At 43.5% G+C, this 20,426-nt stretch carries 16 protein-coding genes and 1 pseudogene; 2 read left to right on the top strand and 15 right to left on the bottom strand.

The annotated features are described in order from the left end of the window. Positions 1–3: 3 nt before the first annotated feature. The 6 genes and pseudogenes from C5Q96_RS00300 to C5Q96_RS00280 all read right to left on the bottom strand — a co-directional run bounded on the left by C5Q96_RS00300 (position 4) and on the right by C5Q96_RS00280 (position 8,487). A complete protein-coding gene (locus C5Q96_RS00300) occupies positions 4–1,740 on the bottom strand; it encodes a proline--tRNA ligase (protein ID WP_106056105.1) in 1,737 nt (578 codons plus the stop codon). 2 nt (positions 1,741–1,742) lie between these two features. Next, entirely contained in the window at positions 1,743–2,213 is a 471-nt protein-coding gene (ispF, locus tag C5Q96_RS08865) for a 2-C-methyl-D-erythritol 2,4-cyclodiphosphate synthase (protein ID WP_334293712.1), read from the bottom strand. 21 nt (positions 2,214–2,234) lie between these two features. Further along, positions 2,235–3,035: pseudogene (locus C5Q96_RS08860) on the bottom strand (IspD/TarI family cytidylyltransferase); the annotation flags it as partial. A 74-nt stretch (positions 3,036–3,109) separates the two neighbouring features. Next, a complete protein-coding gene (locus tag C5Q96_RS00290; protein WP_245905570.1) occupies positions 3,110–4,198 on the bottom strand; it encodes a PIN/TRAM domain-containing protein in 1,089 nt (362 codons plus the stop codon). Between the two features lie 92 nt (positions 4,199–4,290). Then, positions 4,291–4,764, bottom strand: coding sequence for a CarD family transcriptional regulator (locus C5Q96_RS00285; RefSeq protein WP_106056101.1), 474 nt, complete (start codon positions 4,762–4,764; stop codon positions 4,291–4,293). Positions 4,765–4,989: 225 nt separating this feature from the next. Next, the gene (locus C5Q96_RS00280) at positions 4,990–8,487 is read right to left on the bottom strand and encodes a leucine-rich repeat domain-containing protein (protein ID WP_106056099.1); all 3,498 of its coding nucleotides are present in this window, start codon (positions 8,485–8,487) and stop codon (positions 4,990–4,992) included. Positions 8,488–8,755: 268 nt separating this feature from the next. On the opposite strand from C5Q96_RS00280, the gene C5Q96_RS00275 reads away from it, so the two are divergent. Both C5Q96_RS00275 and C5Q96_RS00270 read left to right on the top strand, forming a co-directional pair. After that, a complete protein-coding gene (locus C5Q96_RS00275; RefSeq protein WP_106056097.1) occupies positions 8,756–9,442 on the top strand; it encodes a response regulator transcription factor in 687 nt (228 codons plus the stop codon). Further along, complete coding sequence (locus C5Q96_RS00270; RefSeq protein ID WP_106056095.1) at positions 9,423–10,850, top strand: sensor histidine kinase; 1,428 nt, start codon at positions 9,423–9,425, stop codon at positions 10,848–10,850. Before C5Q96_RS00275 ends, C5Q96_RS00270 begins: the two co-directional genes overlap by 20 nt. A 212-nt stretch (positions 10,851–11,062) precedes the next feature. On the opposite strand, the gene radA is transcribed toward C5Q96_RS00270, so the two are convergent. The 9 genes from radA to asnS form a co-directional block, all read right to left on the bottom strand. After that, positions 11,063–12,439: a DNA repair protein RadA gene (radA, locus tag C5Q96_RS00265; protein ID WP_106056093.1), complete on the bottom strand. Its 1,377-nt coding sequence runs from the start codon at positions 12,437–12,439 to the stop codon at positions 11,063–11,065. Between the two features lie 31 nt (positions 12,440–12,470). After that, complete coding sequence (locus tag C5Q96_RS08815) at positions 12,471–12,596, bottom strand: hypothetical protein (RefSeq protein WP_273067696.1); 126 nt, start codon at positions 12,594–12,596, stop codon at positions 12,471–12,473. A gap of 40 nt (positions 12,597–12,636) precedes the next feature. Further along, on the bottom strand, positions 12,637–13,086 hold the full coding sequence (locus C5Q96_RS00260) for a low molecular weight protein-tyrosine-phosphatase (RefSeq protein ID WP_106056091.1): 450 nt from the start codon (positions 13,084–13,086) through the stop codon (positions 12,637–12,639). A 14-nt stretch (positions 13,087–13,100) separates the two neighbouring features. Continuing rightward, a complete protein-coding gene (locus tag C5Q96_RS00255; protein ID WP_106057970.1) occupies positions 13,101–13,547 on the bottom strand; it encodes a hypothetical protein in 447 nt (148 codons plus the stop codon). A 95-nt stretch (positions 13,548–13,642) separates the two neighbouring features. Continuing rightward, the gene (locus C5Q96_RS00250; protein WP_106056089.1) at positions 13,643–14,287 is read right to left on the bottom strand and encodes a vWA domain-containing protein; all 645 of its coding nucleotides are present in this window, start codon (positions 14,285–14,287) and stop codon (positions 13,643–13,645) included. A 78-nt stretch (positions 14,288–14,365) separates the two neighbouring features. Continuing rightward, positions 14,366–15,430 (bottom strand): macro domain-containing protein, encoded by a 1,065-nt coding sequence (locus tag C5Q96_RS00245; RefSeq protein WP_106056087.1) that lies wholly within the window; start codon positions 15,428–15,430, stop codon positions 14,366–14,368. A gap of 23 nt (positions 15,431–15,453) precedes the next feature. Then, positions 15,454–16,686: an AI-2E family transporter gene (locus C5Q96_RS00240; RefSeq protein WP_106056085.1), complete on the bottom strand. Its 1,233-nt coding sequence runs from the start codon at positions 16,684–16,686 to the stop codon at positions 15,454–15,456. Between the two features lie 136 nt (positions 16,687–16,822). Next, positions 16,823–18,766, bottom strand: coding sequence for an elongation factor G (locus tag C5Q96_RS00235; protein WP_106056083.1), 1,944 nt, complete (start codon positions 18,764–18,766; stop codon positions 16,823–16,825). 200 nt (positions 18,767–18,966) lie between these two features. Beyond that, positions 18,967–20,361 carry an asparagine--tRNA ligase gene (asnS, locus tag C5Q96_RS00230; RefSeq protein ID WP_106057969.1) on the bottom strand — a complete coding sequence of 465 codons (1,395 nt, stop codon included), beginning with the start codon at positions 20,359–20,361 and terminating at the stop codon, positions 18,967–18,969. Between the last annotated feature and the right edge of the window lie 65 nt (positions 20,362–20,426).

The raw sequence follows: 20,426 nt of genomic DNA, 5'->3' as shown, positions 1-20,426 counted from the left end.
GTATTATAGTCCGAAGATTTCCTTGTCAACGAGTTCTGCTGCTGCCTTGATTGCATCCTCTGCAGAAAGAACCTCGTTACTCTCTTCGCGTCTTAGCTTGTACTCAACGTTGCCGTCCTTAGCGAGCTTTCCAACTGTGATTCTAACAGGAATACCGATTAGGTCAGCATCGTTGAACTTAACACCAGCTCTCTCATCCCTGTCATCTACTATAACTTCAACGCGCTTAGCTTCAAGTTCAGACTCAATCTTATTAGCAAGATCCATCTGAAGCTCATCCTTAGGGTTGATAACAGTTACGATTACGTGGTAAGGAGCAACTGACATTGGCCAGATGATACCCTTATCATCGTGACTCTGCTCAACGATGGCCTGCATAGTTCTTGTAACGCCAACTCCGTAGCATCCCATCCAGTAGATCTGGTCTTCGCCGTTCTCATCCTTATACGTTGCATTCATCGACTCTGAGTACTTAGTTCCTAGCTTGAAGATCTGTCCAACCTCAATGCCTCTTGTATGCTTGATTGGAGCTCCACAGTGTGGGCATGGATCGCCTTCCTTGAGCGTCTTGATATCCGTTACGATGTCTCCAACATAGTCTCTGCCGTAGCAAACGCCCTTCATATGGTGATCTTCCTTGTTAGCTCCAGCAACCATGTTCTTGGTTCCAACTAGCTCGCTATCGACAACGATCTTGCAGTTGTGAATTCCAACCGGTCCAGTAAATCCACCAACGATGCCTGTAACAGGTCCCATCTCATCCTCATCCGCAAACTCGATGTAGTGTTCAGGGATTCCAAGAGCATTTACAAGCTTAATCATATTAACGTCTCTATCTCCTCTGATAAACACGCAAACGTAGTCAGCTGGATTTAAATCCTGATCAAAGGTAGTAAACATGAGAGCCTTGATAGTTTTCTTTTCATCCACCCCTAGATAGTCACATACATCCTTGATAGTCTTAGTACCTGGTGTATAAACCGCCTCTAGTTCTTGCTCTGGCTCATCTACTGGCTTATCATCGATGCACTCAGCTCTCTCGATAGTAGCCGCCATGTCGCACTTCTCGCAGTATGCGATTTCGCTCTCACCAACGTTAGAAAGAGCAGAGAATTCGTGCGAGTTGCTTCCACCGATTGGGCCGTTGTCAGCTTCTACGATTCTGAAGTCTAGGCCGCATCTTGTAAATGTTCTTACGTATGCCTCGTACTGAAGTCTATAAGCCTCTTCTAGGTCTTCTGGAGTTCTGTCAAATGAATACGCGTCCTTCATGATGAACTCACGCGATCTCATAAGTCCATATCTTGGACGAGCTTCGTCACGATACTTGAACTGGATGTGGTATAGCTGAAGAGGAAGCTCTCTGTATGAAGAAACCTCCTGCTTTACAATGTTCGTACATAGTTCCTCACATGTAGGAACGAGGCAGAAATCTCTACCATTTCTGTCCTTGATTCTCCATAGCTCTGGTCCGTAAGCGTACCATCTGCCGGACTCCTTCCATAGCTCGGATGGATTTACGTGAGGCATGTGAAGCTCTTGGCAGCCGATTCTATCCTGCTCCTGTCTTACTATCTCCTCTATCTTTCTTATTGTCCTCCAGCCAAATGGCATGAATGTATATATACCAGCAGCTTCCTTCTTAATCAGGTTAGCTCTAATCATCAGCTTGTGGCTGACTAGTTCTGCTTCATTTGGTGCTTCTCTCAACGTCTTGAGATGGAGCCTCGATAATTTCATAGTTAAAATCTCCCTTCTATTGTGCAAACAGCTTGCGCTGCAATGCCTTCTTCTCTTCCGGTAAATCCAAGCTTCTCTGTCGTAGTCGCTTTCACGTTTACCGCGCCAATTGGCATCTCAAGTGCCATGGCTATGTTCTCTCTCATCTTATCTATATAGGGTGCCAGTTTAGGTCTCTCAGCTATTATCGTGATGTCGACATTGCCGATACTTACGTCGCCGATTTTCTCCTTCACTTCGCGGAGAAGCGCGATGCTATCCGCACCCTTATATCTATCATCTGTATCAGGAAAATGCTTTCCTATATCGCCTAAGCATGCTGCTCCGAGCAGCGCGTCCATCAGCGCATGTGTTGCCACATCAGCGTCCGAATGTCCGACCAGCCCTCTGTCACTCGGGAGTGGGACCCCGCACAGTATAAGTCTGTGCCCTTCGGCGAGTCTATGAACATCATATCCTGTACCTACTCGTATTCCCATAGGGATGTCCTTTCCGGTAGTTATCTTGGTGTTGGCATAATCTCCTTCAACTAGAGCTATGTCTATCCCAAAATGCTCCGCGATAGAGGCATCATCTGTACCGACATATCCATCACGCCTCGCCTTGTCGTAAGCAGCCATCAAGCTGCTTAGTTTAAAGCACTGTGGCGTCTGCACAGCGACTACCCTATCTCTATCAATAGATTTACTATTAATTATAAGATAATCATTATGTGATGACAAGTCGTCAAAAAATTCACTTGCTGATTTTTCTGTCATCCTGAGCGAATCAATCATCGGAACCACAGTGCATGTAGCCTCATTATCTCTCATAGCTGCGATATTTCTATCGATAATCTCTTCAGTTATCTCTGCCCTAGCTGCATCATGAATCAATATCACCGCTTCGCAGGCCTCTATGGAGTCGCTATTATCAATTTCACAGTTCTTAGATAAGTAATCCGAAATAGCTTCGAGCCCATGGAAAACTGACTCTCCTCGGGAACTTCCACCATACGAACAGCGGATAGGCTTGCCGTACAAGCATTCTAGCCTATCCGCTATTTGAAAGAATGTCTCATCGTATTCCTTATCTTGTGGTATGAGGAGAAATACCGCATCTATCTCCTCGTGTGCCGCAAAGACGGACGCCGTTCGCTCAACCACTGTCATCCCTTTGTAGCTCATAAGCTGCTTGGGAATCTCCGCACCCATGCGTGTACCCTTACCTGCTGCGGCGACAAGAGCAATGTGAGGGCTTCTAGCCTTGCTAGCCGTTGCACTCTTATAGTTATTTATTTTAATCGTTATATCCATCCTTTATCTAGTCTACAAAGGATTTGCACCTTTGCGCCTATGACTCTTTTAGGCGAGTCAATTCTATTATTGCATTATGGATTGATGCGTGCAAATATCATTTTGCCTGCAGATGTCTGTATCACACTCGTTACTGTCACGAATGCACTTTCAGATATATGACCAGCTCCATCCTCAACTACAATCATCGTGCCGTCATCCAGATAGCCAATGCCCTGCTCTCGATCTTTACCATGCTTAACAATGTCAACGAGTAACTTCTCACCGGGAATAACTACAGGTTTAATCGCATTTGCCAGCTCATTGATATTAAGCACCTTGATATCGTTAATAGTCGCTACTTTGTTGAGGTTGAAATCTGTAGTAATCAGATTCGCGTTGAGTTCGCGTGCCAGCTTAATCAGTTTTACATCTACCTCAGTAACACCATCGAGATGTCTGAGCTTGGCGGTATTATTATAAACTTCTACGTTAAACTCACTTCTGATCTGATTTAGGATGTCTAGCCCTCGTCTTCCGCGGACGCGCTTGATATTATCGCTAGAATCTGCAATATGGCGGAGTTCATCGAGCACGAACGTCGGAATGATAATTTTACCATCGATGAACCCTGCTCTCATGATATCAAGGATTCTTCCGTCGATTATTACGCTCGTATCAATAACTTTAGGTGTACCAGAATTGATTTTTTCATGGCTCCGAAGTGCACGGCTGTCAAGAATTTTTCGATGCCCCTTGACTTTAGCTGATGCAACAACGAAACCGAAGAAGCCAAACACAAAGTATAGCGTAATAGTAATCACTGAATACCAAAGTGGTGGTAGAAGTGATCTATAGCTCATGGAAATTATTAATGCAACAACTAGACCTATAACAACTCCAATGGCATCTATGAGAATTGCATCTATAGATACATCCTTAAGATCATGCTCAATATACGACGCCGCTTTTTTCTGTTTATTAATGAGTGCCGGTGCAAAAATTCTAAAAATAAGTCCGAAAATGATTACGAAAAGCACCAAAATGCTAAAATCAGCGACACTCGTGACAACTACTTCGTTGAAGCTTATATCTTTGAGCTTCATTTGCAGAGCGCAAAACAAAAGGCTTCCAATTATGCCGCCGATAATAAACAGCAGCACAGCATATAGTTTCTTAATCACTCTATCTCCTCCTTTCTGCCAAAAATTAAACAATCGCTTTTATAATAATGGGCACTTGCGGTCAAGGCTTGACGCAACAAGCACCCTTATGGCTAAATATTTGATTCTACTAGGCTATCAGCCTCGTCGAGAGAAAGCCCTCCTGCAAGTACTAATTCACTCTCGAGGATTTGCTTAGCATTGCCGAGGAGTTTCTTCTCCCCAGTCGAAAGCTTCTTGATCCTATCGCTACGAACGAGGTTTCTCACCACACCGGCGACTTCATAGATATCCCCAGTGCGAAGCTTCTCGGTATTCTCTCTATACCTTCTATTCCAGTTATTAGACATCTTATCGGACTCATCACCAAGGACATTAAGCACTCCTTGGATATCTTCCTTGCAAATGATGGCTCTAACCCCCACCTTGTCCGAATTATCGACAGGAACCATCACATGCATCTTGCTGTACGGGAGGCTTACATGATAATAGCGGCAAATCTCACCGAGAACTTCTTTTTCTTCGATTTCAGTAACAACTCCCGCCCCGTGCATTGGATACGCAATACTATCTCCGATATTGAACAAAGCAGCCTCCTCTCTCTACATCTTGTACTTAATAAAATTATATTATAACTGTATTTAAAAAGCAACAATCGAAACTTTATAAATTAGCACAAGAGATTAGCATTGTCAATAATTATTTGGCAATTATTGTCAAATCTTTTATTTTAATTACTTCTACAAAAAAAGCAGAAAGGCGGGTCGCCTTTCTGCTTTGACATCACGTTATGCATTTTTCCCTCGCCGTATTTATCTATAGCGTTTTCTACGACTAACCGTCACTATCGCCAGTGCAGAAATAGACGCTCCAAAGATTACAAACGGCATGAACGGTAAATTATCTCCCGTCTGAACTACACCTCGCCTGTAGATTCTACTAGACTTTATAGCATACCTTCCTTTTCCGTGCTTAGTAACACTGATTTTACTTCCAGAAGAAGCATTTCTCGAATCATAGACGGTAAACTCTGCAGTAGCAGTTCCAGAAGCTTCATTAACCTCTAGCCTATATCTACCTGGCTTTAGAGTTTTAAGGTATGCAGCCTTTAGCTTGACCCTAGTGCTTCCGGAGCTCTTCTCGAAGTCAGTTCCTTCCGTTAGAACTTTCCTATAATTCGTACCTGTAACAACAGCAGATTCAAACTCCGAAACTGGAGCTGATGCTCTAAAGTTTAAGTCTGTGCCTAGAGCAAGGTCATAGCTGCTGCCATTTCCTTCAATCATCTTGTTAGGTTCAGCCTTACCATATGTGAACGTAATCTTGTTGCTTGGAAGTGATGCAACAAATCCGTTATCTAGAAGCTCTTGATCTACATCACTCGACTGAACCGCATAGCCTTTGATCTTCTTAGCCTTGATACCTAATGAGTAAATCTCAGACACTCCGTAAGCTTTATAATTGTCTGAAGCAGCTAGCTTATTTCCACTCTCATCCACGTAGTTGACTTCGATATTTATGAGGTTCTGCATCTGTGCTGGAGTGAATAGTTTATCTCCCATATATCCATTGTTGTGGATAATCATCTTATACTTTGGCTGAGATAGATATGTCTTTCCACCATCCAGGGACACCGTTACCGTGTACGTCTTATCTGCTCCTATATTAGTTGGTGCCATGAGGTCAAATTTCATCTTAGTACCAGCTGGATCCACATAATTAGGAACAGCCTGGAATCTATACATAGAATTGCAGAGTGGAACTGGCGTTGTAGGCCACTCCACACCATTTTCATCAACAGCCTTAATCTTTACATTGTCTGTATTAAGGTTGCTTCCATTTAGCTCGAGAGTTGCAGCCGGTGTTACGTACTCTTCGACTGTACCTTCAAATGTATCATCTGATGGATCCTGATCATCAGCGCCTGTCAGCGAATATGATGTAACTGCACCAGGTATTACCTCGTCCTCCTTTGCAGTTAGAACGGTAACCTTCTTGGTTCCGTTAAATGCACCTGCAGTATCAACTTCCTTACCGTCTGCCGTTAGTACCGCCTTGTACTTTACGTTATCTTCACTGCCGTTCTCAGGGAGCTTGAATTTAAACTCAGCACTCTTAGCAGAAACGAATGACGTCTCCCCATTTATAACATTTCCAGCCTCATCTACTAGCGACAGCTTTAGATTAGTTGTCGCTTCAAATCTACTACCAGCTAGGTTTACTGTAAGCGCACCACCATCACTATCGAACTTAGTCTTAGAGAACACGACGCTGTCTACAGTAACGTCGCGTACGATCGGCTCTCTGATATTCTCTCCTAGAACCTTGTTCTTGCTATCTTTGATTGCACCTTTATTTATCTTTACATATAGAGGTCTTTTAATGTCTAACGCATCCTTGAGTGAAATATTAAGCGTTTCGAACTGGGAATCCACTTTATCCCCACTTCCAAGGGTATGAACTAGTGTTCCCCCATCATCAGGATTCCCATCATAGATTTCTATCTTTGACTTACCGTTATCTGTTACATGAACATTCTTGTCTAGAGCAACCTCAAGAGTCTTGCCATTATCAATAAACCTAGCTCTATTAATCTGCGCAGCAAACTCATCTGGGTCTAGGTCGCTGAGCACCTTTACGTTCACCTTCATCTTAGGTGCTCCGGTATTTCCAGTTTCATAATCATATGTAAATGTGCGGTCCCCAGATGTTCCAAATGTCACGACTCCGGTTCCTGCGCTATAAGTTGCGTTAGCACCTGTAACGCCGCTCACCTTAGACACATCATCAACCAAATCATGCATGTCAACCTGGAGAGTGCCATTCTTCTCCTTACCTCTAACTGTTATATTCTGCGGAGATACTGCAATTCCTTGATATGCACTAAATTGGTTTAAATCGAGCTGTTTTAGCTTGTTGCCATCGACGTTCCATAGGCTTATATTATTGGACGCAGGCTTTGTAATCTCTTCTACTCCCGAATTTTTACAAGATAACTCCTCAAGGGCAGTAAGCTTCGCTGCATCCACCCTCTCCATTCCCTTGATTGATGTGTTATCAAAGTTCAGTCTTCTAAGATCCTTGTTGTTATTAATATTGAGACTCTTTATCTTAGTGCCGCTAACATTAAGAACGTTTAGATTTGTATTCTTGCTCACATCTAGCTTTTTAATCTGAGTACCAGATACGTTAAGTCCTACGAGGTTGCGAGCACTGCTTACGTCTAAGTGCTTAACAGGTGTATTCTCAATCTCGATAGTCTTTAAAAAAGTCTTATCTGCAACATCCAGAGCCTTAAGCTTAGAGTTGCCGGCAGCTAATTCACTAAAATATTTGTTGTTTGATAGATCTAAAGTGTCAATTTCTGTATTACGCATCCAAAACAGTGTCAGCGCTTTACAATGCGAAAAGTCGATTGATTTGAGCTTCGTATCATTAGCCTGTACCTGCGTTAAGTTCCAGTTCTTTGAGAAATCCACACTAGAGATCGGCGTGCTGTTGAAATAGAACTCATATAAATCTCTGTTGTTAGATGTATCCACCTTGCTCACCGAGGTATTTTCCACATTGAGCGCCTGAAGCCTCTTATTATGCGTTACATCTAGCTCTTTTACCTGAGTTCCAGGCACCTCACATCTCTTTAGGTAAGGATTATTTCTTAAATCAACGCTGCGTAAAGAAGTAAGCGGAACGGTAAAAATTCTGAGCTCTGGATTCTTAGTGAGATCAACACTCTCTAGCGATGAATTGGTCACGTTAAATACCCGCAGCTTAGCATTCCTACTTGTATCAATTGAGGTAATCGCACCGTCTCCTGATAGCGACAGTATCTGTAGCTCAGGGTTCTTAGTAATATTCACTTCTGACAGAGTGTCAGAATAAACATTGAGTTTCTTGAGATTAGCAAGGTACTCGATGCCTTTAAGAGAATCTATCTCGTAGTCGCCTTCGCTGTTTACGATCTTAGCTTCGCGAATTTCATCACTACTCAGGGTTCCGTCACCGTCAGTATCGAAGTTCTCACTTACCAGTTTCCTAAATCCATCGCTCGGAAAATGAGCTTCATCAATAGCCACACTTTCGTATGTCTTTGCTGCTTCATCTGCAAGGTCCTTCTTAGTCTCGATTACCTCAGTGTCTTCGGACAAATCAGGGCTGAATATCTTGTAATTCTTTTCCGAAACATTATCCGCATTTAAGCTTGCTCTATCCCTAACATAACCGTCATACACACCAGCGTAACTCGTTGTCATAACTTGAGAAATAAAAATCATCAAGCAAGTAATTAGTGCCGCGAGTTTCCTCTTCATCAACGTTCTCCTTAAAATATATTTCATAGCATTCCATATCGTCTTGTATGATATGCACAATATCTAGAATAAAGCTTTGGTAAACTACTGTCAACGTGGTTTGCGCACGCTATCTATTGATTTAACACATATTAACACTTCACTGTCTTGTATTCTTCAATGGATTTCCACAATGTGAAGATGGGTTATGATATAATGTACAAAATTTAAGAACTGAAGGTTCGAATTAGTGTTTTGTATTATTCACATGATATGAAAGGAACGAGATATGAAAAAGCTACTTGTAGTAGATGACGAAGCTAAAATCAGAGAGGTCATCAAAGAATATTCAGAATTTAGCGGCTATGAAGTTACAGAGGCAGCAGACGGAATGAGCGCAATTGGGCTATGTAAGCTTAACGATTACGACCTGATTATCATGGATGTGATGATGCCTAAGCTAGACGGTTTTAGCTCGGTTAAGGAAATCAAGAAATTCAAAGATATACCTGTAATCATGCTTTCAGCAAGAGGCGAAGAATACGATAAGCTATTTGGTTTCGAGCTAGGAGTCGATGACTATGTTGTAAAGCCATTTAGCCCTAAAGAGCTCATGGCTCGTGTAAACGCTGTTATTACTAGACACGAAGGTGCTGACCACGGAACTAGCAACGTCATGAAGTTTGATGGTCTTGAGGTGAACTTCGCAGCTCGCACGATTTATATAGACGGAAAGCGAGTAAATCTCACACCTAAGGAGTACGATCTTCTCTTCTATCTGATTCAGAATAGAAATATCGCTCTATCGAGAGACAAGCTTCTCTCGGACATCTGGGGATATGATTTCTTCGGTGACGATAGAACCATTGATACTCACATCAAGAATCTGAGAAATAACCTCGGTCCATACCGTGATTTTATCGTTACACTAAGAGGAGTGGGTTACAAGTTTGAATATGAAGACAAAGAGAAGTAAGTGGGATCCAAACAGCATACGTGCTGTCTCGCTTATGTACTTTATGGTATTTGCCGCTGTGATCTTACTCATGGTATGGTTCATGCAGAGTTTTTTCATGAACACCTACTACGAACGAATGATGGCACAGGAGGCGCAGACGACGGCAAACAAGCTGGGCAACTACTATTCCACTAACAAGGATAATTTCGATGCGTATGCGCGAAAAGCCGCTGACCGAAATGGTCTATATATAAGGCTAGAAACAGCCGATTCGACTTCAGAATATGGAAACAGCGGTCTGTCACAGGGCGATATCCCTCATTATCAGTTCGAGATTTCAGATGCAAAGGACAAGCTAGCGAAGAGTTCTCTAGGTAAAATTTCTCTCACTGTCACTGAAAAGGGAAATAAGGCATCGCGCCTAGTGTATGCTACGTACCTTGGGAATCGTGATGACGGAAACATCCTATACATGATTGCTCCTCTCTACCCAGTGGAGTCTACCATATCGATTTTGCGTTCGCAGCTACTATACATCACGTTTATAACACTGATGATTGCCAGCATGCTCGCAATCATCATGTCGACCTGGTTATCACTACCTATTGCGAGCATCACAAAGTCAGCAGTCCAGCTGAGCAACGGCAATTATAACGTGAATTTTAATGGAGGAATATTTACCGAGACTAATGAGTTAGCTAGAACGCTCAATAAAGCTTCATATGAGATGCAGAAGACAGATTCATATCAGCGAGACTTAATCGCCAATGTGTCACACGATCTCAAGACTCCGCTAACGATGATAAAATCATATGCTGAGATGATTAACGATATCTCGGGAGATAATCCAGAGAAGCGCGCTGAACATCTTGCAGTTATTATCGCAGAGGCAGATAGGCTCAACAAGCTCGTATCTGATATGCTCTCCGCTTCGAGGCTTCAGTCTAACTCAGCTGAGCTAAACATGACTAAATTCGATATCGTAAAGGCCGCTACTGAAGTAGAAGAGACTTTCGAGGTACTTAATCAGCAAGAGGGCTACAATATATCATTCAACAAATGTAAGACTGCGTATGTATATGGCGATTACGATAAGCTTAAGCAAGTTATGGCAAATCTCATATCCAATGCTATTAAGTATTGCGGTAAGGATAAGTACGTGCGAATCGAACTCAAGAAAGTCGGTCGCAATGTTAGATTTGATGTAATTGACCACGGCGACGGAATAGCCGCTGAAGAGATATCCCACGTATGGGAACGCTATTACAGAACTAGCGCTAACCGAAACCGCAACATAGAAGGAACTGGCCTTGGCCTATCCATCGTAAAAGGCATCTTAAGCCTCCACAATGCCAATTATGGAGTTGAAAGCGAAGAGGGCAAAGGAAGTGACTTTTGGTTTGAGCTGGCGACCGTTAAGAAGTAGACTTTGAGTTGCTCGATAAGCTTGTTGTGCTTCTTGATGGAGGGAGTTTTGGGCGGAATAAAATTTAATAATTTTATAATTTAATAATTTAACAATGATAAGAAAACAGGAAGGTGAGCAGCTTCGCAGTCACCTTCCTGTTTTGGTTTTTGATTATAAGCTGCACTGGACGCGGCAGCCGCAGGCCAAGCTGCCGCGTCCAGGATTTGATCTTAGTTCTTGCCTATAAAAGCCTTGATTGCAGACGCGAGGCTCTCTGCGCCTACAACCTCTATATCAGCATTAGGAACTGATACCTTAGCATTGCCTCGCGGCAAGATCACAGCTTCGTATCCGAGTCTGGCTGCTTCGCTAACTATACGGTCAGCATTCCTCACTGCTCGCAGATTGCCGGTAAGCCCGACCTCGCCGAGCGCCACCACGCGGCGAGGCGAGGTGCGCTCGCGGAACGAGCTATAGATCGCGAGCGCGACGGCCAGGTCTGCACCTGGCCCGTCGGGCTTCAGTCCGCCAACCACATTGACATAAACGTCATGATTCAGCAACGAGATTCCGACTTTCTTCTCCAGAACAGCCAGAATCATATTGAGTCTGTTATTATCTATACCGATTGCGCTTCGGCGCGCGAAACCGACATTGGCAGGTGTCACTAGCGCCTGAATTTCAAAGAATACAGGACGGCTGCCCTCGTAGAGCGCCGAAGCGACCGAGCCCTCTTCCTTGATATCCGAGCTCTCGAGCAGAGTTCCCGACAGGTCTCTCACCTCGGTCATACCACTTTGACCCATGCTGAATGCCCCGATTTCCTCGGTGGTTCCAAATCTGTTTTTTACAGAACGAAGAATCCTGAGATCCCTATCTCGCTCACCCACGAAGTTTAGCACGCAGTCTACCATGTGCTCTATAGTCTTTGGTCCAGCGAGGTCACCTGACTTATTGACATGCGCAACTATAAAAATCGGCACATTATTCGTCTTAGCATACTTCATGAGCAGATTCGAGCAGGCACGAATCTGCGTGATGCTGCCAGCAGTGTTGTCCAGTTCCTCCGAATACATTGTCTGAATTGAGTCTATCACAAGGAATTTCGGTTTCGTCTGCTCACAGGCCGCAAGCACACTCTCTATATTGGTCTCTGGAAAAATGAGTAGATTATCAGACAGATTTTCGCACACGCGGTCTGCCCTCAGCTTCACCTGTTCCTCTGACTCCTCGCCGCTAACATAGAGAACCGTTCCATTATTAAGCGCAATCGAATTAGCAGACTGAATTATCAGCGTGGACTTTCCTATTCCAGGTTCACCAGATATCAGAATCATCGAGCCGAGCACTATTCCTCCGCCGAGAACCCTATCGAGCTCACTAATACCAGATGTAATCCTCGTATAATTTCCAGTCCCCACGCTCTTTAGCTTTGACGGAGTCGCCTTGCTGGTCGTCCTCCTACGTGCATCGCTATCAGCATCCGGTTTAACCTTCTGCTCTACAATCGAATTCCACGCACCGCAGTAAGAACACTGCCCTTGCCAGCTCGGAAACTCGTTACCACACTCCGCACACATATATACTGATTTTGCTTTCTTAGCCATCTAATTCAAATACTCCTTTAAAATCGGATTGTCATGAGATCGTAATAGTACCGTTATTTCTAATGAGACATTTCATCTGCACTACTACACCTGTCCACTTGAGTTCAATCTCTGCTTTACCTCGCTCATGAGCTTCCTCAGCAAGTCGCTGCTTCATCTTAAGCTTGGCCCATCGTTACTACGCCCTTCTTCCTATCTTATCTAAGTTCCCTGAGTAAGCCCTTGCATCCATCCATGACATCATTATACGTCAAATCAAAATTCCCTGTGTACCAAGGATCTGCAATATCACCACTTCTGCCAGCATGCTCGAGCAAAAGCGAGACCTTACCCTCTTCATCGCTGCCTACAAACCTCTTCATGTTGCGCAAATTATTCTCATCCATGGCTATCAAATAGTCAAACTTATCATAGTCAGTCTCTGTCATTTGCCTTGACCTGTGCGGTACAACGGGTATACCCACTTCTCCGAGTTTCTTCACCGTTCCGTAGTGCGGCGGATTTCCGATTTCCTCCCTGCTAGTCGCAGCAGAGTCTATTTCAAATTCATCGCTTAGCCCCGCTTCTTTCACGAGGTGCGTCATTACCGATTCTGCCATAGTGGAGCGGCAGATGTTGCCGTGGCATATGAATAAAATTTTTATCATAGATCCCCCAATTTTTAGTCAATATCCGAAATTCTATACCTTGACCCGACATAGCCTGTAATGCTTATTAACGGAATATTCCATTCCCCTGGTGTGTTAATTACACATTCAACTTGATCTAATTCATTCTTCGCAGAAAACACGTATCTGCCCATTTCTTCATTCCCTGTGAGTCTTTCTACGTTAGTTAAGTTACTATCGTCAAAATGTTCCTTAAACATTCGCCATATCTCTATTGCAGCATCATTTGTCAACGCAATCTTTGATATATAACATATTCCGACCTTACACCGCTTCTTCTTGCCGTTTTCATCAGCCTTGCAAACCTTCGTTGTACCTTTATCAAATAACCATTCAGCATCTTGAAGTTCTGCGCATTTTGATACTATTTCCTCTTTGAAAATACTAATTCCCTCAGTCAGATTCTTGCATGCTGTTTCAAAATCATTTTGTTTCTGCATTTCATCCACCATCTAATGTTTCACCACATGTATTTAACATTGTTTTGCTATTTTATATCTCCATAACGCAGCATCGCAGTTATTAATAGATTCAGCTATTTCTTCGCATCCCTGCTCTCATAATCCTCATCTATTCTCATCTTCCAACTTGCAGACAGAGGTTCTTCACACATCCTCACACTTGTCACTACATCGCTGATGACCTCATAGTTTAAAGCAGTTCCAACTTCATCACAGCGATAGTTAGCAGCCATGGATTCATCTATCCCAAATCTTCTCGCTTCTTCTGCTGCGTCGATATTAGCACCAAGGAATATAAATTCCCATCCATAACAGCCTTTCTGACGCTCTATCATGCTTCTAACTTTATCATAAGTGTAATAGCGGCTGGCATTCTCAAGTCCATCAGTAGTGATGATAAATAGGGTCTTCTCTGGGACATCATCACGGCGAGCATACTTGTGAATATTGCCAATGTGATGAATTGCTCCACCAACAGCATCTAGAAGCGCTGTGCATCCACGCACAAAATACTCTTCTTCTGTTAGCTTTGGTACCTCTTTAATCCCTATGCGATCATGGACAACCTCGATTTCATTGTCAAAGAGAACTGTGGATACCATCGCTTCTCCCGGCTCCTTGCGCTGTTTCTCGAGCATAGAGTTAAAGCCTCCGATAGTGTCCTTTTCAAGTCCAGACATTGAGCCACTTCGGTCTAAAATAAATACTAGTTCAGTCATTTTTAAATCCTCCTGTTTGTTGTTATGTCCCTATTATTGGCTAAACAGGAGTAGAAATGGTCGCATCACATGCGACATTTAAGCACCGATTAACGGTTGGTCAAACGCAAACAGGACCTCGTTAAGTTCGTAGATATTGTAGTTTTCATTTATAAGAAAGAACTCCACAATAACATCAAACTTGCTACTAGGCGAGAGTGCAAATCCCGCCCTTCCGATAAAGTCTTGTGTCTCTTCTATATCGAGCTCAAGAGCAAATGCAAATGCCAGCGCAGTAGATTTGGATGGCTTATAATCCAGGTTATTCCTTATTTTCGAGAACAGCTTTCTGTCGATATTTGCTTTCTTGTATATCTCAGAGTCTTTCCTCCCAGTACGATCAATGAGCTTAAGAAGAGTTTCGGAAAACCCCGCATCGAGGTTCTCTAGCATCTCACTCAGTTCTTCAGCTTCAACCGTAGGCGCGGCGCAGATGCTAAGCTCAACGCACTCTTCTATCAGAAGTTTGTAGTCTTCTTCATTTTGCGCACCACTTGTGGTCCTATCGCTATCCCATCTAGTTTTAAGACTTGAATCATGCAAGCTATCATTACCATATTCTTCTAGCATCGTACTTCGAATATAGTTTTCATCAATGTAGCTGCTTACGGATTTGAAAAGCTTCTCAGAAAGCTCGAAAGCATCTTTGTCAAACACGACTAGATAAATCTGCATTTCGTTTTCTATGAGAAAGCTACTGATTTCTCGAACGGCTATTTGTAGAGCGAGTGATTTCGGGAACTTGTAGTTACCAGTGGCAATCAAAGGAAATGCGACGGATTCACACTGGTGATTTTTGGCTAGAGCTAGTGAACTCCTGTAACACGATGCCAGAATTTGCTCCTCATCATAGCTGCCGCCACGCCAAATTGGTCCTACCGTATGTATAACGTACTTGGCATCTAGCCCATATCCTGAAGTTATGGCTGCAGCTCCAAAATCAATGTAGCCGATTTTCTTCCTCGCAGCAAGTAGTTCAGCACCAGCCTTCGCATGCACCTCACTATCTACACCAGAATCAATCACAGGATTGGGATTTGCAGTATTTACCACCGCATCCACTTCCATATTTACAAGATTATTTCTTACTATTTCAAAAGGCATAATTGACTTCCTATTAAACCATGTTACTCTTCCAAGCCTTCTCTATCCACGATCTCTGCTGTAGCGGCATCCTCTTCACATGTTCTAGATTTCGCCCTTCTCTCAACGAGGCGTTCAAACCATATCTTGAGCAGAGCAGCAAACGGCACGGCAACAATCATACCTGCAAATCCGCCCACCTTCTCTCCTGCGATGATAGCCACCAAAACTAGCAACGGGTGTATTTCAATGCTATGCGATAATAGCTTTGGATTGATAACCGCACCGTCCAGAACCTGCACCACCGAGATAATCACGATAGATATAATCATCGTCTTAATCTCACCAGAAATCACGCCCGACACGATAGTAAGTCCGTATCCTACTATCGGTCCCATGTAAGGAATCAGATTAGCAATACCAGCCATTACACCAATCATCACGCCGTAAGGCATGCCAACTACAGTCAGTCCAATGCTGATGAGAAGTGCTACTGTGAAACCATCCATCGCTGCACCGCGGAAGTATCCACTGAACACCTTGTTAACATCGCCATATACATATGTAAGCTTGTCATTTGCACGCTGCGACCAAATGGTCCTAAGCATTCTGCCCCAGTACTTTCTTAGGTTCTCTGCGTCAAACAAGAAGTATACCGCGAACATAACCGAGAACAGCAAAGTGCTCGCACCAGCTGTGATATTTGAAAGCAACGTCGGTAGACCACTTGCGCTATTTAGCTTATGTGAAACCCAGTTGATGAGATTCTTCTCGAAGTTGAGATCATAATTCTTACTGAAATTATACTTCGAAAGCCACTCTTTAAAGCTGTGTTCAAATGATTTTGCCTGGTCCACTATACTGTTGACCAGTGCATTGATGCTGTCAGCATTTATAGTCTGCACCTGCTTCGTTACTGCATATATAATCGCCGTGAGAGAAGCCAGCAAAATCGCCACTATAAATAGCAAGGTTATCAAAACTGCTACTGTATGTCTGCGCTTCTTCTGAACTGGGTTTTGACTTAGTGATTTTGCATTACGCGTTATTAGCCTCTCTGTTAGGCCAACTAGCGGATTTAAGATATACGCCAAAATCGCACCGATTACCGCTGGTTTAAGAATATCAGCAAGCCAACTTACAATCCCAAGTGCGCTCTTGCTAATGCTCTGATACTGTCCCATAAATAAAATCAAAGCATAAGACAGTCCCACTGCCAGAACTACATAAGCCACAATCTTGAGGTATTTCCTGTCTAATTTGTCTCTAAATTTCATGAGTTCCCCTCTCTAATTCAATACGCTTATATTATCAGAAAAATTGCTATCTTGCAGTAAAAGTTAATGTAATACTATCTGGAAAAGACAAAGACCAGCCCTCTGGCTGGTCTTTATACGTATATCGCTATAAGCGTTATTTGCCTTCTGTCTCCTGCTTGTGCGCCTCAACGATCTTCTGCGCTAGGTTAGCAGGCACTTCCTCATACTTGGAGAACTCCATCTCAAAGCTACCTCTAGCCTGAGTCATAGCTCTTAGCACGATTGCATAATCGAAGAGCTCAGCCTCTGGCGCTTCAGCATGCAGGCAAGTTGTGCCTTCATCCGCTGGATCCATACCGAGGATACGTCCTCTTCTCTTGTTCATATCGCCCATTACGTCACCTGTATACTTCTCAGGAACTACTATGTCGAGCTTCATGATTGGTTCGAGTAGGCAAGGCTTAGCCTCAACAATACCCTTCTTGAAAGCTAGTGATGCAGCAATCTTGAACGCCATCTCGTTAGAGTCTACATCATGGTATGAACCATCATATAGAACCGCCTTGATGTTAACTACCTTGCAGCCGGCGAGAGGGCCTTTTTCCATCGACTCGAGGAGTCCCTTCTCAACTGCAGGAACATAGCTCTTAGGGATTGCTCCACCAAATAGCTCTTCGGAGAACTCGAAGTTTTCCTTAGCTGGAGAGAATCTGATATGCACGTCCCCATATTGTCCAGCACCACCAGACTGCTTCTTATGCTTACCCTGAACGTCTGAAGTGCCCTTGATTGTCTCTCTGTAAGCAATCTTCTGAGGAACAGTCACTACGTCGATTCCGTAGTTCTTCTTGAGCTTTTCCTTGATTATTCCTATCTGGAGGTCTCCCTGTCCGCCGAGAAGTGACTGATGTGTCTCAACATTTCGAACTAATGCAAATGAAGGATCTTCTTCCATAAGCTTGAATAGAGCCTGCGCCATCTTCTCTTCGTCGTTCTTATCCTTAGCCTGAACTGCGATGAAGTAGTTTGGCTTAGGGAAGTCGATCGGCTCAAACTGGATTCCTTCGCTCTTGAGAGATAGTGTATCGCCAGTCTTTGTTCCTGCTAGCTTGGCAAGTGCAAAGATATCGCCAGCCACAACCTCAGTTGCTGGAACCTGCTGCTTACCTCTTACGAAGAACATAGATCCGAGCTTCTCCATCTTCTGTGTACGAGAGTTGTACAGTTCCTGACCTACCTTGACAGTTCCTGTTATAACCTTTGCGTAGGAAATTCTACCTAGGAATGGGTCAGCGATTGTCTTGAAAACCCATAGAACCGGCTTCTCTGCAGGATCCGTTGTAATCTCAACATCCTCACCTTTGATGTTCTTTGCTGGATATGCAGGGTGCATATTAGGTGTAGGAACATACTTGCTGATAGAACGCAGAACTTCGTCTACTCCCTCACCTGTCTTCGAGGACATCTTGATGATAGGTACTACGTCGCCTGTTGCAATTCCAGTCATAAGTCCGTTATAAAATTCTTCATCTGTAAATGGCTCTTCGTTGAAGAACTTCTCCATTAGAGCTTCATCTGTGCCAGCCACTGCCTCGTTCAGAGCGTCCTTGTCATCATCGGTAACAACAGAGTTTCCGAACTTCTCACGAAGCTGCGCTACAACCTTGTCTACATCTACGTTTTCTTTATCTATCTTGGTGAGGACTATAAATTTTGGATTCTTATGCTTACTGCATTCCTCCCACGCCTTCTCAGTTCCTACCTGTACTCCAGCAGATGCATCCACCATGATAATCGATGATGCAGCTGTGCTGAGCGCTGAACGAATTTCTCCCTTGAAGTCGAATAATCCTGGGGTATCAAGGAAATTATATTTATATCCCTGGTACTCTACCGGAACTAGAGTGGTATTGATAGAATGCTTCTTCTCAATTTCCATCTTGTCGTAATCCGATGTGGTGTTGCCATCCTCTACTTTACCCATTCTGGTGATTGCGCCAGTGGCAAGTAGAGCCGCTTCAAGAAAAGTCGTTTTACCGCAGCCGCCATGTCCTAAAAGTATGACGTTTCTAATCTTATCTGTAGAATAACCTTTCATCCTTAGATCCTCCCATTGATTTTATTATTTTTTTGAGCTGATAAAATTATTTAAGCTCTTGTCACAAGTATAACATAGCTTGTATCTTGTTCAATACAATATTTTAATTGACAATAAAAAGCGGCAACCACCTTCTCCTCTTGAAGAGCCTAGTGATAGCCGCTAAATTATTTGTATATGTATATTGCCTCTCAAACGCTTTAGAATTCAGCGTTCTTAGGTGTTCTTGGGAATGGAACAACGTCACGGATGTTACTCATTCCTGTTAGGTACATAATCATTCTCTCGAAACCTAGTCCGTAGCCAGCATGCTTTACGCCGCCATATCTACGAAGATCAACGTACCAGTCATAAAGCTCTCTGTTCATGCCGATCTCATCCATTCTAGCTTCGAGGATATCGAGTCTCTCTTCTCTCTGACTTCCGCCGATGATTTCACCAACTCCTGGTACAAGAAGGTCGCATGCCGCAACAGTCTTGCCGTCGTCGTTGAGTCTCATATAGAATGCCTTGATTTCCTTCGGATAATCGATTACGAAGATAGGCTTCTTGAATACTTCCTCAGTGAGATATCTTTCGTGCTCAGTCTGTAGGTCAATTCCCCATTCAACTGGGAACTGGAAGTCCTTATCAGCTTTCTTAAGAATCTCAACAGCTTCTGTATATGTAACTCTCTCGAAATCTGAGTTAACTATGTGGTGAAGTCTATCAAGTAATCCCTTGTCCACGAATTTATTGAAGAATTCCATCTCCTCAGGTGCATGTTCAAGCGTGTAGCTGATGATGTACTTGACCATGTCTTCAGCAACATCCATATCATCAGCAAGGTCTGCAAACGCGATTTCTGGCTCGATCATCCAGAACTCAGATGCGTGTCTAGCTGTGTTGGAGTTCTCAGCACGGAACGTAGGTCCAAATGTATAGATGTTTCTAAACGCAAGCGCCATCGCTTCACCCTCGAGCTGTCCCGAAACTGTGAGGTTAGTCTCTTTGCCAAAGAAATCCTGCGAATAGTCGATAGAGCCGTCTTCGTTAGTAGGCGGGTTGCTTAGGTCCAGTGTCGTAACTCTGAACATCTCGCCAGCACCCTCTGCGTCACTTCCTGTGATGATTGGAGCATGCACATATACGTAATCACGCTCTTGGAAGAACTTATGAATCGCATAAGCAACGATGCTGCGAACTCTAAATACAGCAGAGAAAGTGTTGCTTCTAGGACGAAGATGTGCGATTTCTCTAAGGTACTCCATGGTATGGCGCTTCTTCTGCAGCGGATAATCCGATAGCGAATCGGCCTCAACAGTAACCTCTGTCGCCTTTAGTTCAAATGGCTGCTGCGCGCCAGGTGTAAGCTCAAGTACACCCTTAACCATTACACCTGCTGCGAGGTGCACCTTTGAAATCTCTTCGTAGTTATCAATCTTCGAAGCCTCGTACACAACCTGAAGCGGAGTGAAGAAGGTACCATCATTGAGTGAGATGAAACCAAACTGATTGGATGCACGATTACCTCTCACCCAGCCTCTGACAACAATCTCTTTACCTGCATACTCTTCTCTGTTACGGAAGAGTTCTCTGATCTCAATATCTTTCATTAGTATATCCTTCCTAATTTCCATTTTTCTCTCGTAAATGCACGAGTCTATTAATTATATCATGT

Source organism: Mogibacterium diversum (genome assembly GCF_002998925.1).
GTDB lineage: Bacteria > Bacillota > Clostridia > Peptostreptococcales > Anaerovoracaceae > Mogibacterium > Mogibacterium diversum.
This window is presented reverse-complemented; position numbering and strand designations above follow the sequence as displayed.

Coding starts and splice junctions, on each gene's coding strand:
- C5Q96_RS00300 (WP_106056105.1), bottom strand. CDS start 1,740: ATGAAATTATCGAGGCTCCATCTCAAGACGTTGAGAGAAGCACCAAAT.
- C5Q96_RS00280 (WP_106056099.1), bottom strand. CDS start 8,487: ATGAAGAGGAAACTCGCGGCACTAATTACTTGCTTGATGATTTTTATT.
- C5Q96_RS00275 (WP_106056097.1), top strand. CDS start 8,756: ATGAAAAAGCTACTTGTAGTAGATGACGAAGCTAAAATCAGAGAGGTC.
- C5Q96_RS00270 (WP_106056095.1), top strand. CDS start 9,423: ATGAAGACAAAGAGAAGTAAGTGGGATCCAAACAGCATACGTGCTGTC.
- radA (WP_106056093.1), bottom strand. CDS start 12,439: ATGGCTAAGAAAGCAAAATCAGTATATATGTGTGCGGAGTGTGGTAAC.
- C5Q96_RS08815 (WP_273067696.1), bottom strand. CDS start 12,596: ATGAAGCAGCGACTTGCTGAGGAAGCTCATGAGCGAGGTAAAGCAGAG.
- C5Q96_RS00260 (WP_106056091.1), bottom strand. CDS start 13,086: ATGATAAAAATTTTATTCATATGCCACGGCAACATCTGCCGCTCCACT.
- C5Q96_RS00255 (WP_106057970.1), bottom strand. CDS start 13,547: ATGCAGAAACAAAATGATTTTGAAACAGCATGCAAGAATCTGACTGAG.
- C5Q96_RS00250 (WP_106056089.1), bottom strand. CDS start 14,287: ATGACTGAACTAGTATTTATTTTAGACCGAAGTGGCTCAATGTCTGGA.
- C5Q96_RS00245 (WP_106056087.1), bottom strand. CDS start 15,430: ATGCCTTTTGAAATAGTAAGAAATAATCTTGTAAATATGGAAGTGGAT.
- C5Q96_RS00240 (WP_106056085.1), bottom strand. CDS start 16,686: ATGAAATTTAGAGACAAATTAGACAGGAAATACCTCAAGATTGTGGCT.
- C5Q96_RS00235 (WP_106056083.1), bottom strand. CDS start 18,766: ATGAAAGGTTATTCTACAGATAAGATTAGAAACGTCATACTTTTAGGA.
- asnS (WP_106057969.1), bottom strand. CDS start 20,361: ATGAAAGATATTGAGATCAGAGAACTCTTCCGTAACAGAGAAGAGTAT.